The following is an 18,628-nucleotide window of genomic DNA, read 5'->3' on the forward strand; positions in this document are numbered from 1 at the left end:
AACGTATGAGAATCTTATTATTATCTATACTAGGGCTTCTAACATTGGCATCCTGCTCCAGGCAGGAGCCAATGGAGGCGCTGATTGACCGTGTGTTTACCGTTGCAGAGCAACAATACACGAATATGGATACCCGCCTGACGGAAAAGACACTTCCCCGCACGCTCTCTGCCGAGGGTGAGTTTGTCCCTTCGAATATCTATTGGTGGTGCAGCGGGTTCTATCCCGGCTCCCTCTGGTATATCTATGAATATACCCGGAACGATGCCGTGAAGGCGCTGGCCGAGAAGAATACGCTGAAACTCGACTCTATACAGTATGTGACCAGAGATCACGATGTAGGTTTCCAGTTGAACTGCAGTTATGGGAATGCTTTCCGGCTGACGGGCAATGAGGCTTATAAACAGGTGCTCTATCAGGGAGCTAAATCCTTGTCAACCCGCTTCAAACCTACCGCCGGTGTAATCCGTAGCTGGGACTTTGTGCGCAAAGGTTGTGACTGGAAGTTTCCGGTGATTATTGACAATATGATGAACCTGGAATTACTGTTATCCATGTCGAAAGCCTATGCCGATGATTCTTTGCAGAACATAGCCTGCACGCATGCCAACACCACTATCCTGAATCATTTCCGCGATGATTACTCTACGTATCATCTAGTGGATTACGATCCTGAAACCGGAGAAGTGCGCGGCAAGCAGACAGTGCAGGGTTTCTCGGACAATTCTTCCTGGAGTCGCGGACAGGCATGGGCCTTGTATAGCTATACGATGATGTTCCGCCTGACGGGTTATCAGAATTATCTGTTGCAAGCCGGACATATTGCCGATATGCTGCTCCGCCGTTTACCTGCCGACGGTATTCCTTACTGGGACTTTGACGCTCCGGTGGAAGAACATTCCTATCGGGATGCTTCTGCTGCCGCTATCATGGCCTCTGCTTTTATCGAGCTAAGCCGCTATATCCCCGGAACGGAAGCCAAGGAATCTTATCTTGCCATGGCGGAAAAGCAACTTCGCACGCTTGCCTCGAAAGAGTATCTGGCCGAACCGGATACGAACGGGAACTTCCTCCTGAAGCATAGCGTAGGCGCACTTCCAGATAAAAGCGAAGTAGATGTCCCCCTGACGTATGCCGATTATTACTTTTTAGAAGCATTGCTACGGTATAAGAATCTACAAAAATAAAACTAATACAATATGATTATGAAGAACTTACATATAAGCATGGCATTTATCTTCGTATTACTGCTGATAACTGCCTCCTGTTCGGACAAGGATGATTCGGCTCCACGTGTCATCCCCACCATGAATCTGACAGTTTCGGAGATTGCAGACAATACGGCTCTGATTACTTCCGAACAGCAAACAGGTACTACATTCGGAGCGAAAGTCATTGATTTCTATCCGGTGGCCGACATCGGCTTTGACTATAACATTGAAGTGAAGCTGGTGAAATTCGTAGAAGAAAACGGAGAACCGGTATCTCTGCCCTATACCCGTAAAGTCACCGAAGGATTGCGTCCGGGAGTGAATTACATTAGTGCTATCATTGCCTATAATGCCGAGGGGCGTGCCGTGTGTTCCGCTTTTCAGACTTGGAAAGCGGCAGGAACAGAAGGCGCATGGAGTGATGGCGGTTCTGCCGGTGATCTGGAAGAGAATGAATGGTAAACGAGGATGTAACTCAAAAGAATGAATGGTATGAAAAATAAATTATATGCAATAGGTGTAACGATTCTGATGATGACAAGTTGCACACAGGACGAGCTTATTTCGTCCGATAACGGTCGGGAACCGGTAACGGCAGGTTCATGTCTGACGCTGGTCGGACTCTCGTCTCCGCAGACGCGTGTTTCTATCGGTGATAAAACAGGCGATGTTTATCCGGTGCTTTGGAGTGAGGGTGATGCCTTGGGAGTTTTCTCCCGTACGGCAGGGACTGATATTCACAATGTGCAGTCTTTATTAAGTGATGAATCGATCGGGCAGAATTCCGGTGTCTTTACTTCAGACGATGTGAAGATGGCGGAAGCAGGAGCTACGGAACTTCTTATCTATTACCCTTACCGGGCAAGTACGGAACTGGCCGAGGACGGGAACAAGATTACTTCTTCCTTGTCTGTAGAGCAGGAGCAAAGTCGTCCGGGTGATAGTCATCATATTGGAAAGTATGGGTTTGCATTTGCCAAGGCAACAGTCAGCGGTCCGGATATGCTTGCCAAATTTACGTTGAATCATGCGATGGCTTATGTGAAGTTCAGCATCTCGTCCCAGGAACTTTCTACGTACAGGCTAAAGAGTGTTTCCCTGTATGACAAGGAGACGAAAACGCCTCTTTCCGGTACGTTTACCGCGAATCTGGATACGGACGAGTTGACATACAGTACGGATGTCAAACCGTATGCCACTGTTTCACTGACTACTCCCGAGTTGCTTGCTTCCGCACAGGATATATATCTGACTACGTATCCTGCTGATTTAAGCGGCAAACAGGTGTACATTGTGGTCACTCTGGAGAATGACCGGCAGACGGTTACAATTCCTATTCTAAAGGAAGGAAAGCAGCTGAAAGCCAATGCAGTCAATACGATTGCTATTAATAACTTGAAACTTTCGGATAATTCCTGTGAATGGTACGAGCCTGTAGAGACACGTCTGCTGGCAGGTGGATGGGCTTATGGTGAATCCAACTGTTTGATGACGAATATTTCGACCAGTGGTGTGAGCAATACGATTAGTGTGAAAGCACGTGGTAACTTCATGGAAGTGGAAGAACCTAAGTATGCAAAGACTATTCTCGGGTGCGATTTGAATGTTAATCATAAGATGATTGCTGTGAATGGTTCTACTACGGACATCATTCCTGTTGGCAGTGATTACAATATTACGATTAATACCTATAAGGTAAGTGGAGGCTACGACGGCGGTTGCGGTCAGGTGGCTATCTATGGAGAGGATCAGACTACTGTTATCTGGAGTTTTATTATCTGGATGACCCCTACTCCGGCAGAACACCCTTATGGTAATACGGGATATGTAGTGTTAGATCGTAATTTGGGTACTTACATGACATGCGAAGGAGACAACTGGAAACAAAACGGTGTTTACTTCCAGTGGGGACGTCCTACGCCGGTGGGCTGGTCGGGAACCGTGGGTACTAACATACCTACTCAAGCCACCAATGTCCGCTTCTCTATCGAAAATCCTCGTGCATTGCTTTATACCAATGAAGTGGAGAATACAAAATCCGACTGGTATCTGGGTGCATGGACCGGTGCACGTACCGACCGTAAAGATGACTTCTGGGGTAATCCGAACGAATCGAGCACTTATCTCAATCCTTCTGACGGTCATAAATCTATTTATGATCCTTGTCCGAAAGGGTATCGGGTAGTGTCTCCCCGCGTATTGGATGAGATAGAGCAGAAAGGTGAATTTGTGAAACAGAGCGCAACTGCGGTATTTAAATATTGCTATGATGGTACAAACTATGCTTATTGGCCGTTAGCAGGTTGTAAGTGGGGATCTAATGGTGGAAATAATGGTAATAATACAGGGCTGGATGCTAGCAAGGGTGCTGCTTGCTATTGGTCCAACTCATCGGCAAGTAGTTATGGAAATGATAAGGATCAGGGAGCTACTTCCTTGTATTATAAAGTTTCCGATAAGACGTGGACTCACTCTTCCGGTCGTTCTCATGCATTCTCTGTACGGTGTATGAAAGATACCGAGAATCGTTAGGTTTATGGGCTGTATGAGGAAATAGAGTTTTCCATCTCTGTTCCATTTTTAAGATTCAGAAGAAAACCGGAATAAGATAAAAGGACCTAATAGAAGAAAAAGTGCATATTCAGTTGCAAGAATATGCGCTTTTTCTTTTTATATTGCATTTATTTCCTTGAAATATGCAATATATGGTGTCACTAAACCATCGGTTTGGTGTAATCAAAGCTTCGGTTTGTTTAAAACAAACGCTCTCTTTGGTATAAACAAACCGTCGGTTCCTTTTAAAGGAAGCGAAACTGGTTTTTGGGAGAGCAGAATTAGAGCTGGTTTGTCTTTCTTTTCTGTTGGTTTGTAAATAGCAATCTGATATGTGTCTGATGATATAGTGACTTTTTATACTTTTAAAAGGTCTGCTTTATTGCAATTTGTCGAGCAATAATAGGTGTTTGGTGTCGCTTGCGAATTGTGCTGTTTTAAATTGCAGGCGTTTTTTCTGATTCAGAAGAGAGAAGCTCGAATTATGAGGTACAGAATAGACAAAATATGCGTTTCTTCATATTTCCTCTTTTCTGCTCCGGTAACTGGCCGGTGATGTTCCCAAATATGCTTTTACATATTTCCCGAAGAAGGATTGATTGGGGAAGTTGAACTCTTCCGCAATTTCTTTGATAGACTTGTCCGAATGCTTCAACCGGTATTTTATTTGCTCCATAGCCGTTTCATTAATCAAGTCTGACGGAGTTCTGCCACACGCCTGCTTGATAACCTTTGAAAAATGTTTGGGCGTATAACAGAGCTCGTTGGCAAAATAACTCACCGAGCGGTGTATACCTTTGTCTCTTGATAATAGTTCCATGAATTTCCGTAAGGTATAATTCACCTGCTTGATATTCTCTCTCGAACGATCCGACTTATCGGAACACTCGATTTCCTTATGAAGCTGCCCCAACATCTCACAAAAGAGAGCGGAAAAGAGATGCTGCATCACTTCCCTGTGGTAGCAATGAGGTTCATCATTTATCTTGGCCACAATTAAATCCCGGTAGAATCCGAAAACAGAATTGTCTTCTTCGTCGCTTACGGACTTCACCGGATTGTTATGGATATGAACGGCTGTGTTCCACGTTTCCTTTTCCATTTTAATGATACGTTGCAGAAAACGGGTGGAGAATCCTGCAAGCCTTACCTTATATTTAGGGCTTAACATCGTATGGCTGATGACGGTATTGGGAAGGCCGAGCAATAGATCGCCTGCCTTCAACTGGTAAGTCCGGTAGTTGATGTCCAGTTGGATGCACCCTTCTATACAGACGGCGATGATGAAACATTCCAGTCTGACAATATCATTATTATCAGGAATTCCTTCCAAGCTGTTGACTATTGCAAAATCATTATCTATATAGTCCAGTGTATGCTGACTGTCCTTAAAGTCTTTTATATCTATTGGTCTGATGTTCTCTTTTTTCATATTCTTTTCTTTTTGCAAAGTTGGTGAATAAAGCGGAAAACAGAATGTCCTGATTGCCTTTATAATTGTCTGATATGTCGTTTATTGACAAATAGTTAGCTATAATAAATGAAAAAGGCGAGAATAGGACATTTATGGAGGGAAATTGGTCACTATTGCCTTGTTCTTTTCTCCTACTTTTGTCCAGGATTTAACAAAAGAACAAAAGAGAAAGTATGATTACAGTAAGCAAAAAATGGATACGGCTGATAGGGATTGTCGGTTGTACAGTGTGGATGGCATCTTGCAAGCAGGCATCGGATGCGGGAGTGAAATCTTCTTCTTATGCAGTAATGCAGATAGAAGCGGTGGACAAAGAGTTTTCTTCTTCCTATTCGGCGACTATACGCGGGCGGCAGGATATTGACATCTATCCACAGGTGTCGGGAACGATTGAGAAACTCTGTGTGACCGAAGGACAGAAAGTACGCCGGGGACAATTACTCTTCGTTATCGACCAGGTTCCTTACAAGGCTGCACTGAAAACTGCCACTGCCAATGTAGAAGCAGCACGTGCCGGGCTGGGTACAGCCGAACTGACTTACAAGAGCAACAAAGAACTGCATGCACAGAAAGTTGTTTCCGAATTTAGTCTGAAAACAGCCGAGAACACTTATCTCACTGCCAAGGCACAACTCTCACAGGCCGAAGCCCAGGAAATCAGTGCCCGCAACAACCTTTCTTATACCGAGGTGAAAAGCCCCAGTGATGGAGTAGTAGGCGCATTGCCTTATCGCGTGGGTGCATTGGTAGGTGCTAATATGCCTTATCCGCTTACCACAGTCAGCGACAACTCGGATATGTATGTCTATTTTTCCATGACCGAGAATCAGTTGCTTGCCCTTACCCGCCAGTATGGTGATATGGATGAGGCATTGAAGAATATGCCGGAAGTGGAATTGCATTTGAACGACAATTCGGTTTATGATAAGAAAGGTGTCATTGAATCCATCAGCGGAGTCATCGATCGCCAGACGGGTACTGTCGTAGCGCGTGTGGTGTTCTCCAACGAATCACGGTTGCTTCATAGCGGAGCATCGGGCACGGTAGTAGTGCCGAGTATCTATAAAGACTGTATTGCCATTCCGCAGACGGCTACCGTGCGGATGCAGGACAAGACTATTGTATATAAGGTAGTGGACGGTAAGGCTGTCTCTACCCTGATAACTGTGGCCGGTATCAATGACGGACGCGAATATGTAGTGTTGAGCGGACTGAAAGCCGGTGATGAAATTGTATCGGAAGGCGCCGGACTGGTGCGCGAAGGCACGCAAGTTAAATAAGAAGGAGACTGATTATGAAAGGAAATATGTTTATAAAGAGGCCGGTGATGGCAATCTCCATTTCCGTATTGATTCTGGCTATCGGGCTTATTTCACTCTTCACGTTGCCCGTGGAGCAATATCCCGATATTGCACCTCCGACGGTATATGTGAGTGCCAGCTATACCGGTGCTGATGCCGAGGCAGTGATGAACAGTGTCATCATGCCCCTGGAAGAGAGTATCAACGGTGTGGAAGACATGATGTATATCAGTTCGAGTGCCTCCAATGCAGGTTTGGCTATTATTCAGGTTTACTTCAAACAGGGCACAGACCCCGATATGGCAGCAGTCAACGTGCAGAACCGTGTGGCTAAGGCGCAGGGATTACTTCCGGCCGAAGTGACGAAAGTCGGTGTAAGCACGATGAAGCGCCAGACCAGTTTCTTGCAGATCGGTGCTTTGGTCTGTACTGACGGTCGTTATGACCAGACTTTCCTGGCCAATTACTTGGATATCAATGTTATTCCCCAGATAAAACGTATCGAGGGAGTGGGAGACGTCATGGAGCTGGGTGATACGTACAGTATGCGTATCTGGCTGAAACCGGAACGGATGGCACAATACGGGCTGGTACCGTCGGACATCACCGCTGTACTGGGTGAGCAGAATATTGAAGCTCCTACCGGTTCGCTGGGTGAGAGTTCGCAGAACGTTTTCCAGTTTACGATGAAATATCGCGGACGCCTGAAGAGCGTGGAGGAATTTCAGAATACGGTTGTCCGTTCGCGTGAGGACGGCTCGATACTCCGCTTGAAAGATGTGGCGGAAGTAGAGCTGGGCACTATGACATATAGTTTCCGTAGTGAGATGGACAGTCAGCCTGCCGTTCTCTATATGATTTTCCAGACAGCCGGTTCCAATGCTACCGCTGTCAATAAAGAGATTACCGCGCAGATAGAGCGGATGGAGAAAAATCTGCCGGAAGGAACGGAGTTTGTCACCATGATGAGTTCGAACGACTTCCTTTTCGCTTCCATACATAATGTGGTGGAGACGTTGATTATCGCTATCATCCTGGTAATCCTTGTGGTATATTTCTTCTTGCAGGATCTTAAAAGTACTCTTATCCCTTCCATCTCCATTATCGTATCATTGGTAGGTACGTTTGCCTGTCTGGTGGCTGCGGGGTTCAGTCTGAATATCCTGACGCTGTTTGCCTTGGTGCTTGCCATCGGTACGGTGGTGGATGACGCTATTGTGGTGGTGGAAGCAGTGCAGTCCAAGTTTGATGCCGGGTATAAGTCTCCTTATCTTGCCACTAAAGATGCAATGGGCGATGTGACGATGGCTATCGTTTCCTGTACCTGTGTGTTTATGGCTGTGTTTATTCCCGTTACATTTATGGGAGGAACTTCGGGCGTATTCTATACACAGTTCGGTATCACAATGGCAACTGCCGTAGGTATTTCCATGATTTCGGCCTTGACGCTTTGTCCTGCTTTGTGCGCCATCATGATGCGTCCGTCGGACGGAACCAAGAGCGCTAAGAGTATTAACGGACGGGTACGCGCTGCGTATAATGCTTCGTTCAATGCCGTACTGGGTAAATATAAGAGAGGTGTGATGTTCTTCATCCGCCATCGTTGGATGGTATGGACTTCGTTAGCAGTTGCCGTTGCTCTGTTGGTTTATCTGATGAGTACCACCAAGACGGGACTTGTGCCGCAGGAGGATCAGGGTGTTATCATGGTGAATGTCAGCATTTCACCGGGAAGCACGCTCGAAGAAACAACGAAGGTGATGGACCGTTTGGAAAATATCCTGAAAGATACGCCCGAAATAGAACACTATGCCCGCGTGGCAGGGTACGGACTTATATCCGGGCAGGGAACTTCTTACGGTACAATCATTATCCGCCTGAAGGACTGGAGTGAACGAAAAGGTAAGGAACATAGCTCGGATGCCGTGGTTTCCCGCCTCAATGCACAATTCCAATCTTTAAAGGAAGCGCAAGTATTCAGCTTCCAGCCTGCCATGATTCCGGGTTACGGTATGGGTAATTCCCTTGAACTGAACCTTCAGGACATGACGGGTGGTGATCTGGCTACGTTCTACGAAGCGGCTGTACAGTTCCTCGGTGCTTTGAACCAGCGTCCGGAGGTAGCAATGGCTTATACCTCTTATGCTATCAACTTCCCGCAGATATCGGTGGAAGTGGATGCTGCCAAATGTAAGCGTGCGGGTATTTCGCCAAGTGCGGTGCTCGATGCAGTGGGGAGCTATTGCGGTGGTGCGTATATTTCCAACTACAATCAGTATGGTAAAGTATATCGTGTGATGATGCAGGCTTCACCTGAATATCGTCTCGACGAACAGGCATTGAACAATATGTTTGTACGCAATGGTACGGAGATGGCTCCGGTAAGCCAGTTTGTAACGCTGAAGCAAGTGCTGGGACCGGAAACGGCTAACCGTTTCAATCTTTACAGTACCATTACTGCCAATGTGAATCCTGCCGACGGTTACTCTTCCGGTGAAGTGCAGAAAGTCATTGAAGAAGTAGCCGCACAATCTTTGCCGGCAGGCTACGGATACGAATATGGTGGTATGGCACGCGAAGAAGCAAGTAGCGGTGGTGCACAGACAGTCTTTATCTATGCGATCTGTGTCTTCCTGATCTATCTGATTCTGGCCTGTCTTTACGAGAGTTTCCTCGTGCCGTTTGCCGTTATCTTCTCCGTGCCGTTCGGACTGATGGGTTCGTTCCTTTTCGCCAAATTCCTTGGATTGGAGAATAATATCTATCTGCAGACAGGGGTGATTATGTTAATCGGTTTGTTGGCTAAGACAGCGATTCTGATTACAGAGTACGCCATAGAGCGCCGTCGTAAAGGAATGGGTATCGTGGAATCTGCTTACTCTGCCGCACAAGTCCGCTTGCGTCCTATCCTGATGACGGTATTGACGATGATTTTTGGTATGCTTCCGCTGATGTTCTCTTCCGGTGCAGGTGCCAACGGTAACAGTTCGTTGGGTACGGGTGTAGTAGGCGGTATGGTTGTCGGGACACTGGCATTGCTCTTTGTCGTTCCGGTTTTCTACATCATCTTTGAATTTTTGCAGGAGAAAATCCGCAAACCGATGGAGGAGGAAGCAGACGTACAGGTGCTTTTAGAGAAAGAAAAGAGTGAAGTTGAACGCGAACGTAACTAAATGAAAGAAAGAATGAAGAAGAATATCATCACATTAGTTGCCATCAGTCTGTCGTTGAGCGGTTGTGGCATCTATACCAAATACAAACCCGCCACTGTCGTCCCCGACCATCTTTATGGGGAGGAAGTGGTGGCCGAGGACACTGCCAGTCTGGGTAATATGGACTGGCGGGAACTCTTCACCGATCCTTATCTCCAATCCCTCATCGAAGTGGGATTGCAGACCAATACTGACTATCAGTCCGCCCAGCTTCGTGTGGAACAGGCACAGGCAGCACTGATGTCTGCCAAACTTGCTTTTCTGCCTGCTTTTGCCCTTTCCCCGCAGGGAACGGTGAGCAGTTTTGATACACACAAGGCTACGCAGGCTTATTCATTGCCTGTTACTGCCAGTTGGGAACTGGACGTATTCGGTCGTATGCGCAATGCCAAAAAACAGGCGAAGGCACTTTATGCTCAAAGCGAGGATTACCGTCAGGCTGTCCGCACCCAGTTGATAACAGGTATAGCCAATACTTATTATACCCTGCTGATGCTGGATGAGCAACTCGACCTTTCCCGTCAGACGGAGACAGCATGGAAAGAAACCGTGGCCTCCACCCGCGCTCTGATGAATGCCGGACTGGCGAACGAATCCGCTGTGTCGCAGATGGAAGCTGCTTATTATCAGGTGCAGAGTTCTGTACTCGATTTGCAGCAGCAGATCAGTCAGGTAGAGAATAGCCTTGCCTTATTATTGGCGGAGACACCCCGTAGTTATGAGCGCGGTATGTTGGCAAAGCAGCAGTTTCCTACGGATCTTTCGATAGGGATTCCTGTCCGGATGCTTTCTTCCCGTCCCGATGTCCGTTCTGCCGAGCGGACACTGGAAGCAGCGTTCTATGGAACCAATGCGGCACGTTCGGCTTTCTATCCTTCTATCACTTTAAGCGGAAGTGCCGGATGGACGAACTCTGCCGGGTCTTTGATTCTTAATCCGGGTAAGTTTCTGGCATCAGCGGTAGGTTCGCTCACGCAGCCGCTCTTTAATAAAGGACAGGTGGTGGCACAATACCGCATTGCCCGTGCACAGCAGGAAGAAGCCGCTCTCGGTTTTCAGCAGACATTGCTCAATGCCGGCAGCGAAGTGAATGATGCGTTGATTGCCTATCAGACCAGTCAGGGAAAAAGACTTTTGCTGGACAAGCAGATCGCTTCCCTGCAAACGGCTTTACAAAGTACTTCGCTATTGATGGAGCATGGTAATACTACCTATCTGGAAGTGCTTACCGCCCGCCAGTCATTGCTTAGTGCGCAACTGTCGCAAACGGCCAATCATTTTACTGAAATACAAAGTTTAATTAACCTATACCGTGCTTTAGGGGGAGGTCAGGAGTAAATGACATCATACTCTCTCTGTTTTTTAATTTAGAGAAAGAAGGGCTGCCGGAGAAGTGATTCTGTGGCAGCCCGTTTTATGGTAAATCGTCTTAATGTAGTGTGTCACTTATTTTATCAAGCTCTTTGCCCTCTCCAATGCGACATTGATATTCGGACAGATATTTTCTTTTCCCAGCAGTTCGTAGAATCCGGCTTTTTCCAGTACGTTATGCACGTTCTCGTTTACTCCGGAAAGGATAACGGTGGTTTTTTCCTTCTGTGACATCTCGCAGAGGGTAGTCAGATTATGAATACCTGTGGAGTCGATGAACGGAACCTTACGCATACGGATAATACGTACCTCCGGACGATCTCCCAGTTGAGCCATGGTTTCTTCAAATTTAGTAGCGATACCGAAGAAGTAAGGACCGTTGATTTCGTATACCTCTATGCCTTTGGGAATCATCAGGTTTTCTTCGTGTACGGCAAGATCCGATTCTTTATTGGGGTCGATTTCATCGGTAATCACCGAGATTTCGGTAGTCTCCATAACACGTTTCATAAAGAGGACGCAGGCGATTATCAATCCTACTTCGATAGCGACTGTCAAGTCGAAGATAACGGTCAGGAAGAAAGTAATCAGCAATACGGTGACATCCGATTTCGGGTTCTTCAGTAAAGCTCTGAATACACGCCATCCACTCATGTTGTAAGATACGATGACCAGTACCCCGGCAAGGCACGCCATCGGGATATATTGTGCAAGCGGCATCAGGAAGAGCAGAATCAGCAGCAGTATCACTGCATGAATAATTCCGGCTATCGGTGTCTTACCTCCGTTGTTGATATTTGTCATGGTACGGGCGATGGCTCCGGTAGCGGGAATACCTCCGAACAGGGGAGCTATGATATTGGCTGCTCCCTGGGCAATCAGCTCTGTATTGGAGTCGTGGCGGTCGCCTATCACACCATCGGCTACGGTGGCAGACAACAGGGATTCGATAGCTCCCAGTACGGCAATGGTGATAGCTACCGGGAATAATTCTCTGATAGCTTCCCAATCCAGTGCAGGTACAACGGCATCGGGCAATTCCGATTTAATGGTAAAACGGTCGCCAATGGTCTGGATGCAGTCGATACCTCCGAAAGTTTTCATCAGATAAACGGCTACTGTGACAACGATGATAGCAATCAGTGAACCGGGAATTTTCTTTGAGAATTTCGGAGTGATGGCGATAATAATAATACTGGCAATGCTTACAATGGTGTTCCACCAGTTGATCGTATCGAAGTGACGGAAATAGATCATCCACTTACCGACGAAGTCCCCCGGCACTTTCTCATCTCCGAAAGACAGGCCGAAAATATCGGCGATTTGGGTCGTGAAAATAGTGACAGCGATACCGCTGGTAAATCCGACGATGATAGGATAAGGGATGAACTTGATAACCGCTCCGAGCTTGAACACTCCTAATAAAATAAGGAGTACACCTGCCATGAGTGTGGCTACAATCAATCCGGCTTCGCCGTATTGCTGTATGATGCCGTAGATAATGACGATAAATGCTCCTGTCGGACCACCGATCTGGACTTTGCTGCCGCCCAATAAAGAAATGATAAATCCGGCAATGATAGCGGTGATAATACCTTTTTCGGGTGAGACTCCCGAAGCGATACCGAAGGCGATGGCCAATGGGAGTGCCACGATACCTACGATGATACCGGCCATCAGGTCCGCCATAAACGTTTCTTTCGAATAATTCTTTAGACAAGAAACCAGTTTGGGTTTAAATTCAAATAGCTTCATTTTTAGATGTTGTTATACGTATATTCCGTCTTTTTTGTAAAGTAGAGGTTGCAAAATTATATAAAATAATCGAAAGAAGTATGTTTTTGAACATACTATTTGTCTGTTGATAGATTTCATCGATGAACAGATAGTTATTATTAATGAATAAAAGGTGGTTTATTATGAACAAATCGCTTATATTTGTGTTGTAAATAGTACGACAAGTTACGTTTGGTAATCAACCAATTTAAAATATATATAGAATTATGGCTAAGAGTATTAAAGGAACCCAGACAGAGAAGAATCTGTTGACTTCATTTGCAGGAGAATCACAAGCTAGAATGCGTTACACTTATTTTGCAAGTGTCGCTAAAAAAGAAGGTTACGAACAAATTGCAGCTATCTTTACAGAAACAGCCGATCAGGAAAAAGAACATGCAAAACGTATGTTTAAGTTCCTCGAAGGTGGTATGGTAGAAATCACAGCTAGCTATCCGGCTGGCGTAATCGGTACTACACTTGAAAATCTTCGCGCTGCTGCAGCAGGTGAACATGAAGAATGGTCACTGGATTATCCTCACTTTGCTGATGTGGCAGAACAGGAAGGTTTCCCGATGATTGCTGCTATGTATCGCAATATCTCCATCGCAGAAAAAGGTCACGAAGAAAGATACCTTGCTTTCGTGAACAACATCGAAAATATGACTGTATTCGCTAAAGAAGGCGAAGTGGTATGGCAATGCCGTAACTGCGGTTACATCACTGTAGGTAAAGAAGCTCCTGAAGTTTGCCCGGCATGTTTGCATCCGCAGGCTTATTTCGAGGTGAAGAAAGAAAACTATTAACCAATAGATTAAGTAGAATAAAGAAATGCCGCTTACAAATTACTGCAAGCGGCATTTTCTGTTTTTATAGGATATATTGCCTTTGTAAATAGCAATTGTTCTCTTTCTTGTTATTTCTTCACGTGCGGATAATCAATCGTATAATGCAACCCGCGACTCTCCTTACGCTCCATTGCCTGACGCATAATCAGATAGCCCACGTTCACCATATTACGCAATTCGCAGATTTCTCTGGACGCAACGCTACGCTTGAACAGGCTTTCAGTCTCCTCGTAGATAATATCCAGTCGGTCCCACGCACGTTTCAGACGGAGGTCGCTACGGACAATACCTACATAAGTACTCATAATCTGGTTCACTTCCTTCATGCTCTGTGTAATGAGCACCATTTCTTCCGGCGAGCGGGTTCCCTCATCATTCCATTCGGGAATATCTTCATTATAAGAATATTGATCGACCGCTTGCAGACTGTGTTTGGCAGCAGCGTCGGCATATACCACTGCTTCTATCAATGAGTTTGAAGCCAGGCGGTTACCACCATGCAATCCGGTGCAGGAACATTCTCCCACGGCATAAAGACGTTCGATGGAAGATTGTCCGTCCAGGTCGACAAGGATACCTCCGCAGAGATAATGGGCGGCCGGGGCTACCGGGATATAATCTTTAGTGATGTCGATGCCCAGGCTAAGACATTTCTCGTAAATATTGGGGAAATGTTTCTTTGTTTCTTCGGGATCTTTGTGGGTAACATCCAGATATACATGGTCGTCTCCACGATTCTTCATCTCGTTGTCGATGGCACGTGCCACGATGTCACGGGGAGCCAGGGAAAGACGGGGATCGTATTTCTGCATGAACTCTTTGCCATCCATGGTGCGCAGTACGCCTCCGTAGCCGCGCATCGCTTCCGTTATCAGGAAAGAAGGACGATCTCCCGGGTGATACAGGGCGGTAGGGTGGAACTGTACAAACTCCATATCCTTCACCGTACCTTTGGCACGATACACCATAGCGATACCGTCTCCGGTAGCGACTAGCGGGTTAGTGGTCGTTTTATAAACGGCTCCTACTCCGCCGGTAGCCATCAATGTCACTTTGGCAAGATATGTATCTACTTTTCCCGTTTTCGGATCGAGGATATAAGCGCCGTAGCATTTAATATCCGGTGTCTGGCGGGTTACGGTAACCCCCAAGTGATGCTGTGTCAGGATTTCAATGGCAAATTGGTTTTCGATGACCGTGATATTCGGATGCCGTTGCACGGCTTTAATCAGACTGTCCTGAATCTCTGCTCCTGTATTGTCTTTATGGTGAAGAATACGGAACTCCGAGTGTCCTCCTTCGCGGTGCAAGTCAAATTCGCCTTTCTCGTTTTTGTCAAAGTCCACTCCCCACTTAATCAGTTCTTCAATCTGTGCGGGAGCTTCGCGCACTACCTTTTCTACTGCGGCACGGTTGCTGATCCAGTCGCCTGCAATCATCGTATCTTCAATGTGCTTGTCGAAATTATCCACCAGAAGGTTGGTGACGGAGGCTACCCCTCCCTGGGCGAAGTACGTGTTGGCCTCTTCCAGCCCGCTTTTACAGATAAGAGCAACTTTACCTTTGTGCGCCACTTTCAGCGCAAAACTCATACCGGCAATTCCGGAACCGATAACGAGGAAATCGAATTTTCTTACCATAATCTTGTTATTTCTCACCGCAAAGCTACAAAATAAGTTACTTCGTTGTACTTTTCGTTGTCACTAATTCATAAAATTGCTACCTTGCAGGCAAAAATCTGACAAAATGAATCGAATTTTCCATGCCCGCATCGCCTGGTACCAATATTTCCTGTTGGTGGTGCTTACTGTGAATGCCGTCGGCGCATTGTGGTGTAAATATATCTTGGTAGCCGTATTGTTCATGCTTATGCTGATTGTAGTAATCGAACAGATTATACACACTGCTTATACATTAACTACAGACGGTAATCTGGAGGTTTCACGCGGCCGTTTTATTCGTAAGAAGGTAATTCCGCTTTCCGAAATCACCACAGTCAGGAAATACCATTCCATGAAGTTCGGTCGTTTCTCGGTGACGGATTATATCTTGATAGAATACGGAAAAGGGAAATTTGTTTCGGTGATGCCTGTCAAGGAACAGGAATTTGCAGAACTGCTCGAAAAGAGAATGTTCGAAAAGAAGATCAAAGACCTGGAGGCAATAGACTCTGTAGACCCTCAAGGGGATGAACCATAGCATGTTTTGATAATAATGAAAAGATTAACTGATTATATACTATGAAATATCAAGTGATTATCATCGGTGGCGGTCCTGCGGGATATACGGCTGCCGAAGCTGTCGGTAAAGCCGGTTTGAGCGTATTGCTTATCGAAAAGAATAGTCTGGGTGGTGTCTGTCTGAATGAAGGCTGTATTCCTACGAAAACGTTGTTGTATTCGGCAAAGACTTATGACAGTGCAAAACATGCGTCAAAGTATGCAGTCAATATCCCGGAAGTCTCTTTCGATTTGCCTAAGATAATAGCGCGTAAAAGTAAGGTAGTGCGCAAACTGGTGCTGGGAGTGAAAGCGAAGCTGACTGCCAACAATGTTACGATCGTATCAGGAGAAGCACAGATCATTGATAAGAATACAGTTTGTTGCGGAGAAGAGACTTACGAAGGAGAGAATCTGATACTTTGTACAGGCTCGGAAACCTTTATTCCCCCTATTCCGGGAGTGGATGCAGTGAACTACTGGACGCATAGGGATGCTTTGGATAGTAAGGAATTGCCGGCTTCTCTGGTCATTGTCGGTGGCGGAGTGATCGGGATGGAGTTCGCATCGTTCTTCAACAGTTTGGGAGTACAGGTGACGGTAGTTGAGATGATGGACGAAATCCTGGGTGGAATGGATAAAGAGCTTTCCGCCTTGCTCCGTGCGGAATATGCCAAACGTGGTATTAAATTCCTGCTTGGTACGAAAGTTATCGGCTTGTCGCAAACGGACGAAGGAGCTGTAGTCTCTTATGAGAATGCAGAGGGAAACGGTAATGTCATAGCAGAAAAGCTGTTGATGAGTGTCGGTCGCCGTCCTGTGACGAAAGGTTTCGGACTCGAAAACCTGAATCTGGAGAAAACAGAGCGTGGTATTATCAAAATTAATGAAAAGATGCAGACTTCTGTATCGGGTGTGTATGTGTGTGGTGACCTGACAGGATTCTCTTTGCTCGCCCATACGGCTGTTCGTGAGGCAGAAGTTGCCGTACATTCCATTTTGGGGAAAGAAGACACCATGAGTTACCGGGCTATTCCGGGCGTAGTCTATACCAATCCGGAGATTGCCGGAGTGGGTGAAACGGAGGAATCGGCTTCAACGAAAGGAATCGATTATCAGGTTATCAAACTACCGATGGCTTACTCCGGCCGTTTTGTGGCGGAGAATGAAGGCGTGAACGGAGTTTGCAAAGTACTGCTGGATGAACAGCAGCGGGTGATTGGCGCTCACGTATTGGGAAATCCCGCTTCGGAGATTATCACTCTTGCGGGGACTGCCATTGAACTCGGACTGACGGCAGCGCAATGGAAAAAGATTGTTTTCCCGCATCCCACGGTAGGAGAAATCTTCCGGGAAGCTCTATAAACGGATTCCGATATCTGACATCGTTCATTGATGAAGATACCTATCTGATTCATTGATGAGGGGATATCTCACTGATAAAATCGAATATATGATGAGAAAATATATAATCACTCCGGCCTTATTAGCAATAGTTTGTATGGTGATGTGTCATTGTACATTCAATCGTAAAGCGTCAGTTGCCGCAAATGAATATTTGATTCAGGGCGAATTGGCCAATCTTCCCGACAGCATTGTGATCGGCCTGTATGAGGAAGACGGAAGTATTCTCAACTGTGTATGGAGAGATACGCTTATGAATGGGCAGTTCTCTTTCCGCGACACGGTTTCTACCACACGGAAAATGCTGATTATGTCTGATAACCGGGGCTTTCCGGGTACATGGCTGGAAGTGTGGATCGCACCGGGAGAATACATCGAAATCAAGGGGCAGGACAAACTGGTGAAAACATGGGAAGTAGTAAGCGATGTGCTGGAACAGCAGGAAGAAAACCGCTTTACGGCTTGCGCGATGCCCCAACAGAAAGAACTAATGCAGCACATGGCAGCAGAATATGACTGGCAACGGATGATGTTCATAGACCATCCGGGCGACTGGGAGTTTGAAAGCCAGGCCTGGGCCAAGATAGATTCTATCAGGAAACTGTCAATGCCGTTGCAGCAGGAAATCTGGAAAAAGGAAATGGAATACATGGAAGAAGCGCCCGTCTCTCCGGTGTGGATGGACAGATTATTGTTATTTGCTTCCATGATGAAATATGAAACCATCATGCCTTATAAAGAAGAGGTGAAAAACCTCTATGCCCGAATGTCCGAAGCCGATAAACAAACAGATGACGGACAGGAGATTACAACCTATGTTTATCCTCCCACTACAGTAGGGATTGGAGATATGATGGTTGATGGAGACCTATATGATGTGAATGATTCTCTCCATCATATTTCCGAATTCAAAGGAAAATTCATCTTACTCGATTTCTGGAGTAGCGGTTGTGGCCCTTGCGTGGAGTCGATACCCGAAATGGAGAAGGTGATGGATCTGTATAAGGATAAAATGACTGTGATTAGTATTAGTGAGGACCCGAAAGCACGTTGGAAAGAGTATATCAAGACGAAAGGAATGGGCGGCAACCAGTGGAACGAACTTCGTAAAGGACGCACCGGTCTTGCCCTAAACTATCAGGTACGGGGAATCCCTCATTATGTATTGATTGCCCCCGATGGAAAAATCCAGGATGTATGGTCCGGCTATGGCTCCGGTTCGCTTCTTGGACAGGTAGAGAAAAACTTGAAATAGATGT

The 18,628-nt window shown here is 46.2% G+C and carries 13 protein-coding genes; 10 read left to right on the top strand and 3 right to left on the bottom strand.

Translation table 11 applies throughout. From position 1 onward, the window contains the following. Positions 1-5: 5 nt before the first annotated feature. From DXB58_RS04710 to DXB58_RS04720, 3 genes are read left to right on the top strand one after another with little or no spacing between them, the layout of a single operon-like run. The gene (locus DXB58_RS04710) at positions 6-1,187 is read left to right on the top strand and encodes a glycoside hydrolase family 88 protein (protein WP_122136068.1); all 1,182 of its coding nucleotides are present in this window, start codon (positions 6-8) and stop codon (positions 1,185-1,187) included. A gap of 12 nt (positions 1,188-1,199) precedes the next feature. Then, a complete protein-coding gene (locus tag DXB58_RS04715) occupies positions 1,200-1,673 on the top strand; it encodes a hypothetical protein (protein WP_004324161.1) in 474 nt (157 codons plus the stop codon). A 30-nt stretch (positions 1,674-1,703) separates the two neighbouring features. Further along, the gene (locus DXB58_RS04720) at positions 1,704-3,743 is read left to right on the top strand and encodes a fimbrillin family protein (RefSeq protein WP_122136117.1); all 2,040 of its coding nucleotides are present in this window, start codon (positions 1,704-1,706) and stop codon (positions 3,741-3,743) included. 538 nt (positions 3,744-4,281) lie between these two features. On the opposite strand, the gene DXB58_RS04725 is transcribed toward DXB58_RS04720, so the two are convergent. Further along, positions 4,282-5,196, bottom strand: a complete 915-nt coding sequence (locus tag DXB58_RS04725; protein ID WP_122136069.1) for an AraC family transcriptional regulator — start codon at positions 5,194-5,196, stop codon at positions 4,282-4,284. A gap of 215 nt (positions 5,197-5,411) precedes the next feature. On the opposite strand from DXB58_RS04725, the gene DXB58_RS04730 reads away from it, so the two are divergent. The 3 genes from DXB58_RS04730 to DXB58_RS04740 are packed head-to-tail and all read left to right on the top strand — an operon-like array spanning position 5,412 to position 11,089. After that, positions 5,412-6,518, top strand: coding sequence for an efflux RND transporter periplasmic adaptor subunit (locus DXB58_RS04730; protein ID WP_122136070.1), 1,107 nt, complete (start codon positions 5,412-5,414; stop codon positions 6,516-6,518). A 14-nt stretch (positions 6,519-6,532) separates the two neighbouring features. Further along, entirely contained in the window at positions 6,533-9,712 is a 3,180-nt protein-coding gene (locus DXB58_RS04735; protein ID WP_122136071.1) for an efflux RND transporter permease subunit, read from the top strand. A gap of 12 nt (positions 9,713-9,724) precedes the next feature. Beyond that, entirely contained in the window at positions 9,725-11,089 is a 1,365-nt protein-coding gene (locus tag DXB58_RS04740) for an efflux transporter outer membrane subunit (RefSeq protein ID WP_004302840.1), read from the top strand. 108 nt (positions 11,090-11,197) lie between these two features. On the opposite strand, the gene DXB58_RS04745 is transcribed toward DXB58_RS04740, so the two are convergent. Further along, positions 11,198-12,877, bottom strand: coding sequence for a SulP family inorganic anion transporter (locus tag DXB58_RS04745; protein ID WP_122136072.1), 1,680 nt, complete (start codon positions 12,875-12,877; stop codon positions 11,198-11,200). A 248-nt stretch (positions 12,878-13,125) separates the two neighbouring features. Between DXB58_RS04745 and rbr the strand changes: the two genes are divergently transcribed. Next, positions 13,126-13,704: a rubrerythrin gene (rbr, locus tag DXB58_RS04755; protein ID WP_004302842.1), complete on the top strand. Its 579-nt coding sequence runs from the start codon at positions 13,126-13,128 to the stop codon at positions 13,702-13,704. A gap of 110 nt (positions 13,705-13,814) precedes the next feature. On the opposite strand, the gene nadB is transcribed toward rbr, so the two are convergent. Beyond that, positions 13,815-15,386, bottom strand: coding sequence for an L-aspartate oxidase (gene nadB, locus DXB58_RS04760; RefSeq protein WP_008641519.1), 1,572 nt, complete (start codon positions 15,384-15,386; stop codon positions 13,815-13,817). Positions 15,387-15,492: 106 nt separating this feature from the next. Here nadB and DXB58_RS04765 point away from each other — a divergent pair, with 106 nt between their 5' ends. From DXB58_RS04765 to DXB58_RS04775, 3 genes are all read left to right on the top strand, one after another. Continuing rightward, positions 15,493-15,945 carry a PH domain-containing protein gene (locus DXB58_RS04765; protein WP_117933373.1) on the top strand — a complete coding sequence of 151 codons (453 nt, stop codon included), beginning with the start codon at positions 15,493-15,495 and terminating at the stop codon, positions 15,943-15,945. A gap of 41 nt (positions 15,946-15,986) precedes the next feature. Beyond that, the gene (gene lpdA / locus DXB58_RS04770) at positions 15,987-17,330 is read left to right on the top strand and encodes a dihydrolipoyl dehydrogenase (protein ID WP_122136074.1); all 1,344 of its coding nucleotides are present in this window, start codon (positions 15,987-15,989) and stop codon (positions 17,328-17,330) included. A 91-nt stretch (positions 17,331-17,421) separates the two neighbouring features. Next, entirely contained in the window at positions 17,422-18,624 is a 1,203-nt protein-coding gene (locus DXB58_RS04775) for a TlpA disulfide reductase family protein (protein ID WP_122136118.1), read from the top strand. Positions 18,625-18,628 lie beyond the last annotated feature (4 nt).

This window comes from Bacteroides sp. OM05-10AA (assembly GCF_003439055.1).
GTDB classification, from domain to species: domain Bacteria; phylum Bacteroidota; class Bacteroidia; order Bacteroidales; family Bacteroidaceae; genus Bacteroides; species Bacteroides intestinigallinarum.

Coding starts and splice junctions, on each gene's coding strand:
- DXB58_RS04745 (WP_122136072.1), bottom strand. CDS start 12,877: ATGAAGCTATTTGAATTTAAACCCAAACTGGTTTCTTGTCTAAAGAAT.
- DXB58_RS04715 (WP_004324161.1), top strand. CDS start 1,200: ATGATTATGAAGAACTTACATATAAGCATGGCATTTATCTTCGTATTA.
- lpdA (WP_122136074.1), top strand. CDS start 15,987: ATGAAATATCAAGTGATTATCATCGGTGGCGGTCCTGCGGGATATACG.
- DXB58_RS04765 (WP_117933373.1), top strand. CDS start 15,493: ATGAATCGAATTTTCCATGCCCGCATCGCCTGGTACCAATATTTCCTG.
- DXB58_RS04735 (WP_122136071.1), top strand. CDS start 6,533: ATGAAAGGAAATATGTTTATAAAGAGGCCGGTGATGGCAATCTCCATT.
- DXB58_RS04775 (WP_122136118.1), top strand. CDS start 17,422: ATGAGAAAATATATAATCACTCCGGCCTTATTAGCAATAGTTTGTATG.
- DXB58_RS04720 (WP_122136117.1), top strand. CDS start 1,704: ATGAAAAATAAATTATATGCAATAGGTGTAACGATTCTGATGATGACA.
- nadB (WP_008641519.1), bottom strand. CDS start 15,386: ATGGTAAGAAAATTCGATTTCCTCGTTATCGGTTCCGGAATTGCCGGT.
- rbr (WP_004302842.1), top strand. CDS start 13,126: ATGGCTAAGAGTATTAAAGGAACCCAGACAGAGAAGAATCTGTTGACT.
- DXB58_RS04710 (WP_122136068.1), top strand. CDS start 6: ATGAGAATCTTATTATTATCTATACTAGGGCTTCTAACATTGGCATCC.
- DXB58_RS04730 (WP_122136070.1), top strand. CDS start 5,412: ATGATTACAGTAAGCAAAAAATGGATACGGCTGATAGGGATTGTCGGT.
- DXB58_RS04740 (WP_004302840.1), top strand. CDS start 9,725: ATGAAGAAGAATATCATCACATTAGTTGCCATCAGTCTGTCGTTGAGC.
- DXB58_RS04725 (WP_122136069.1), bottom strand. CDS start 5,196: ATGAAAAAAGAGAACATCAGACCAATAGATATAAAAGACTTTAAGGAC.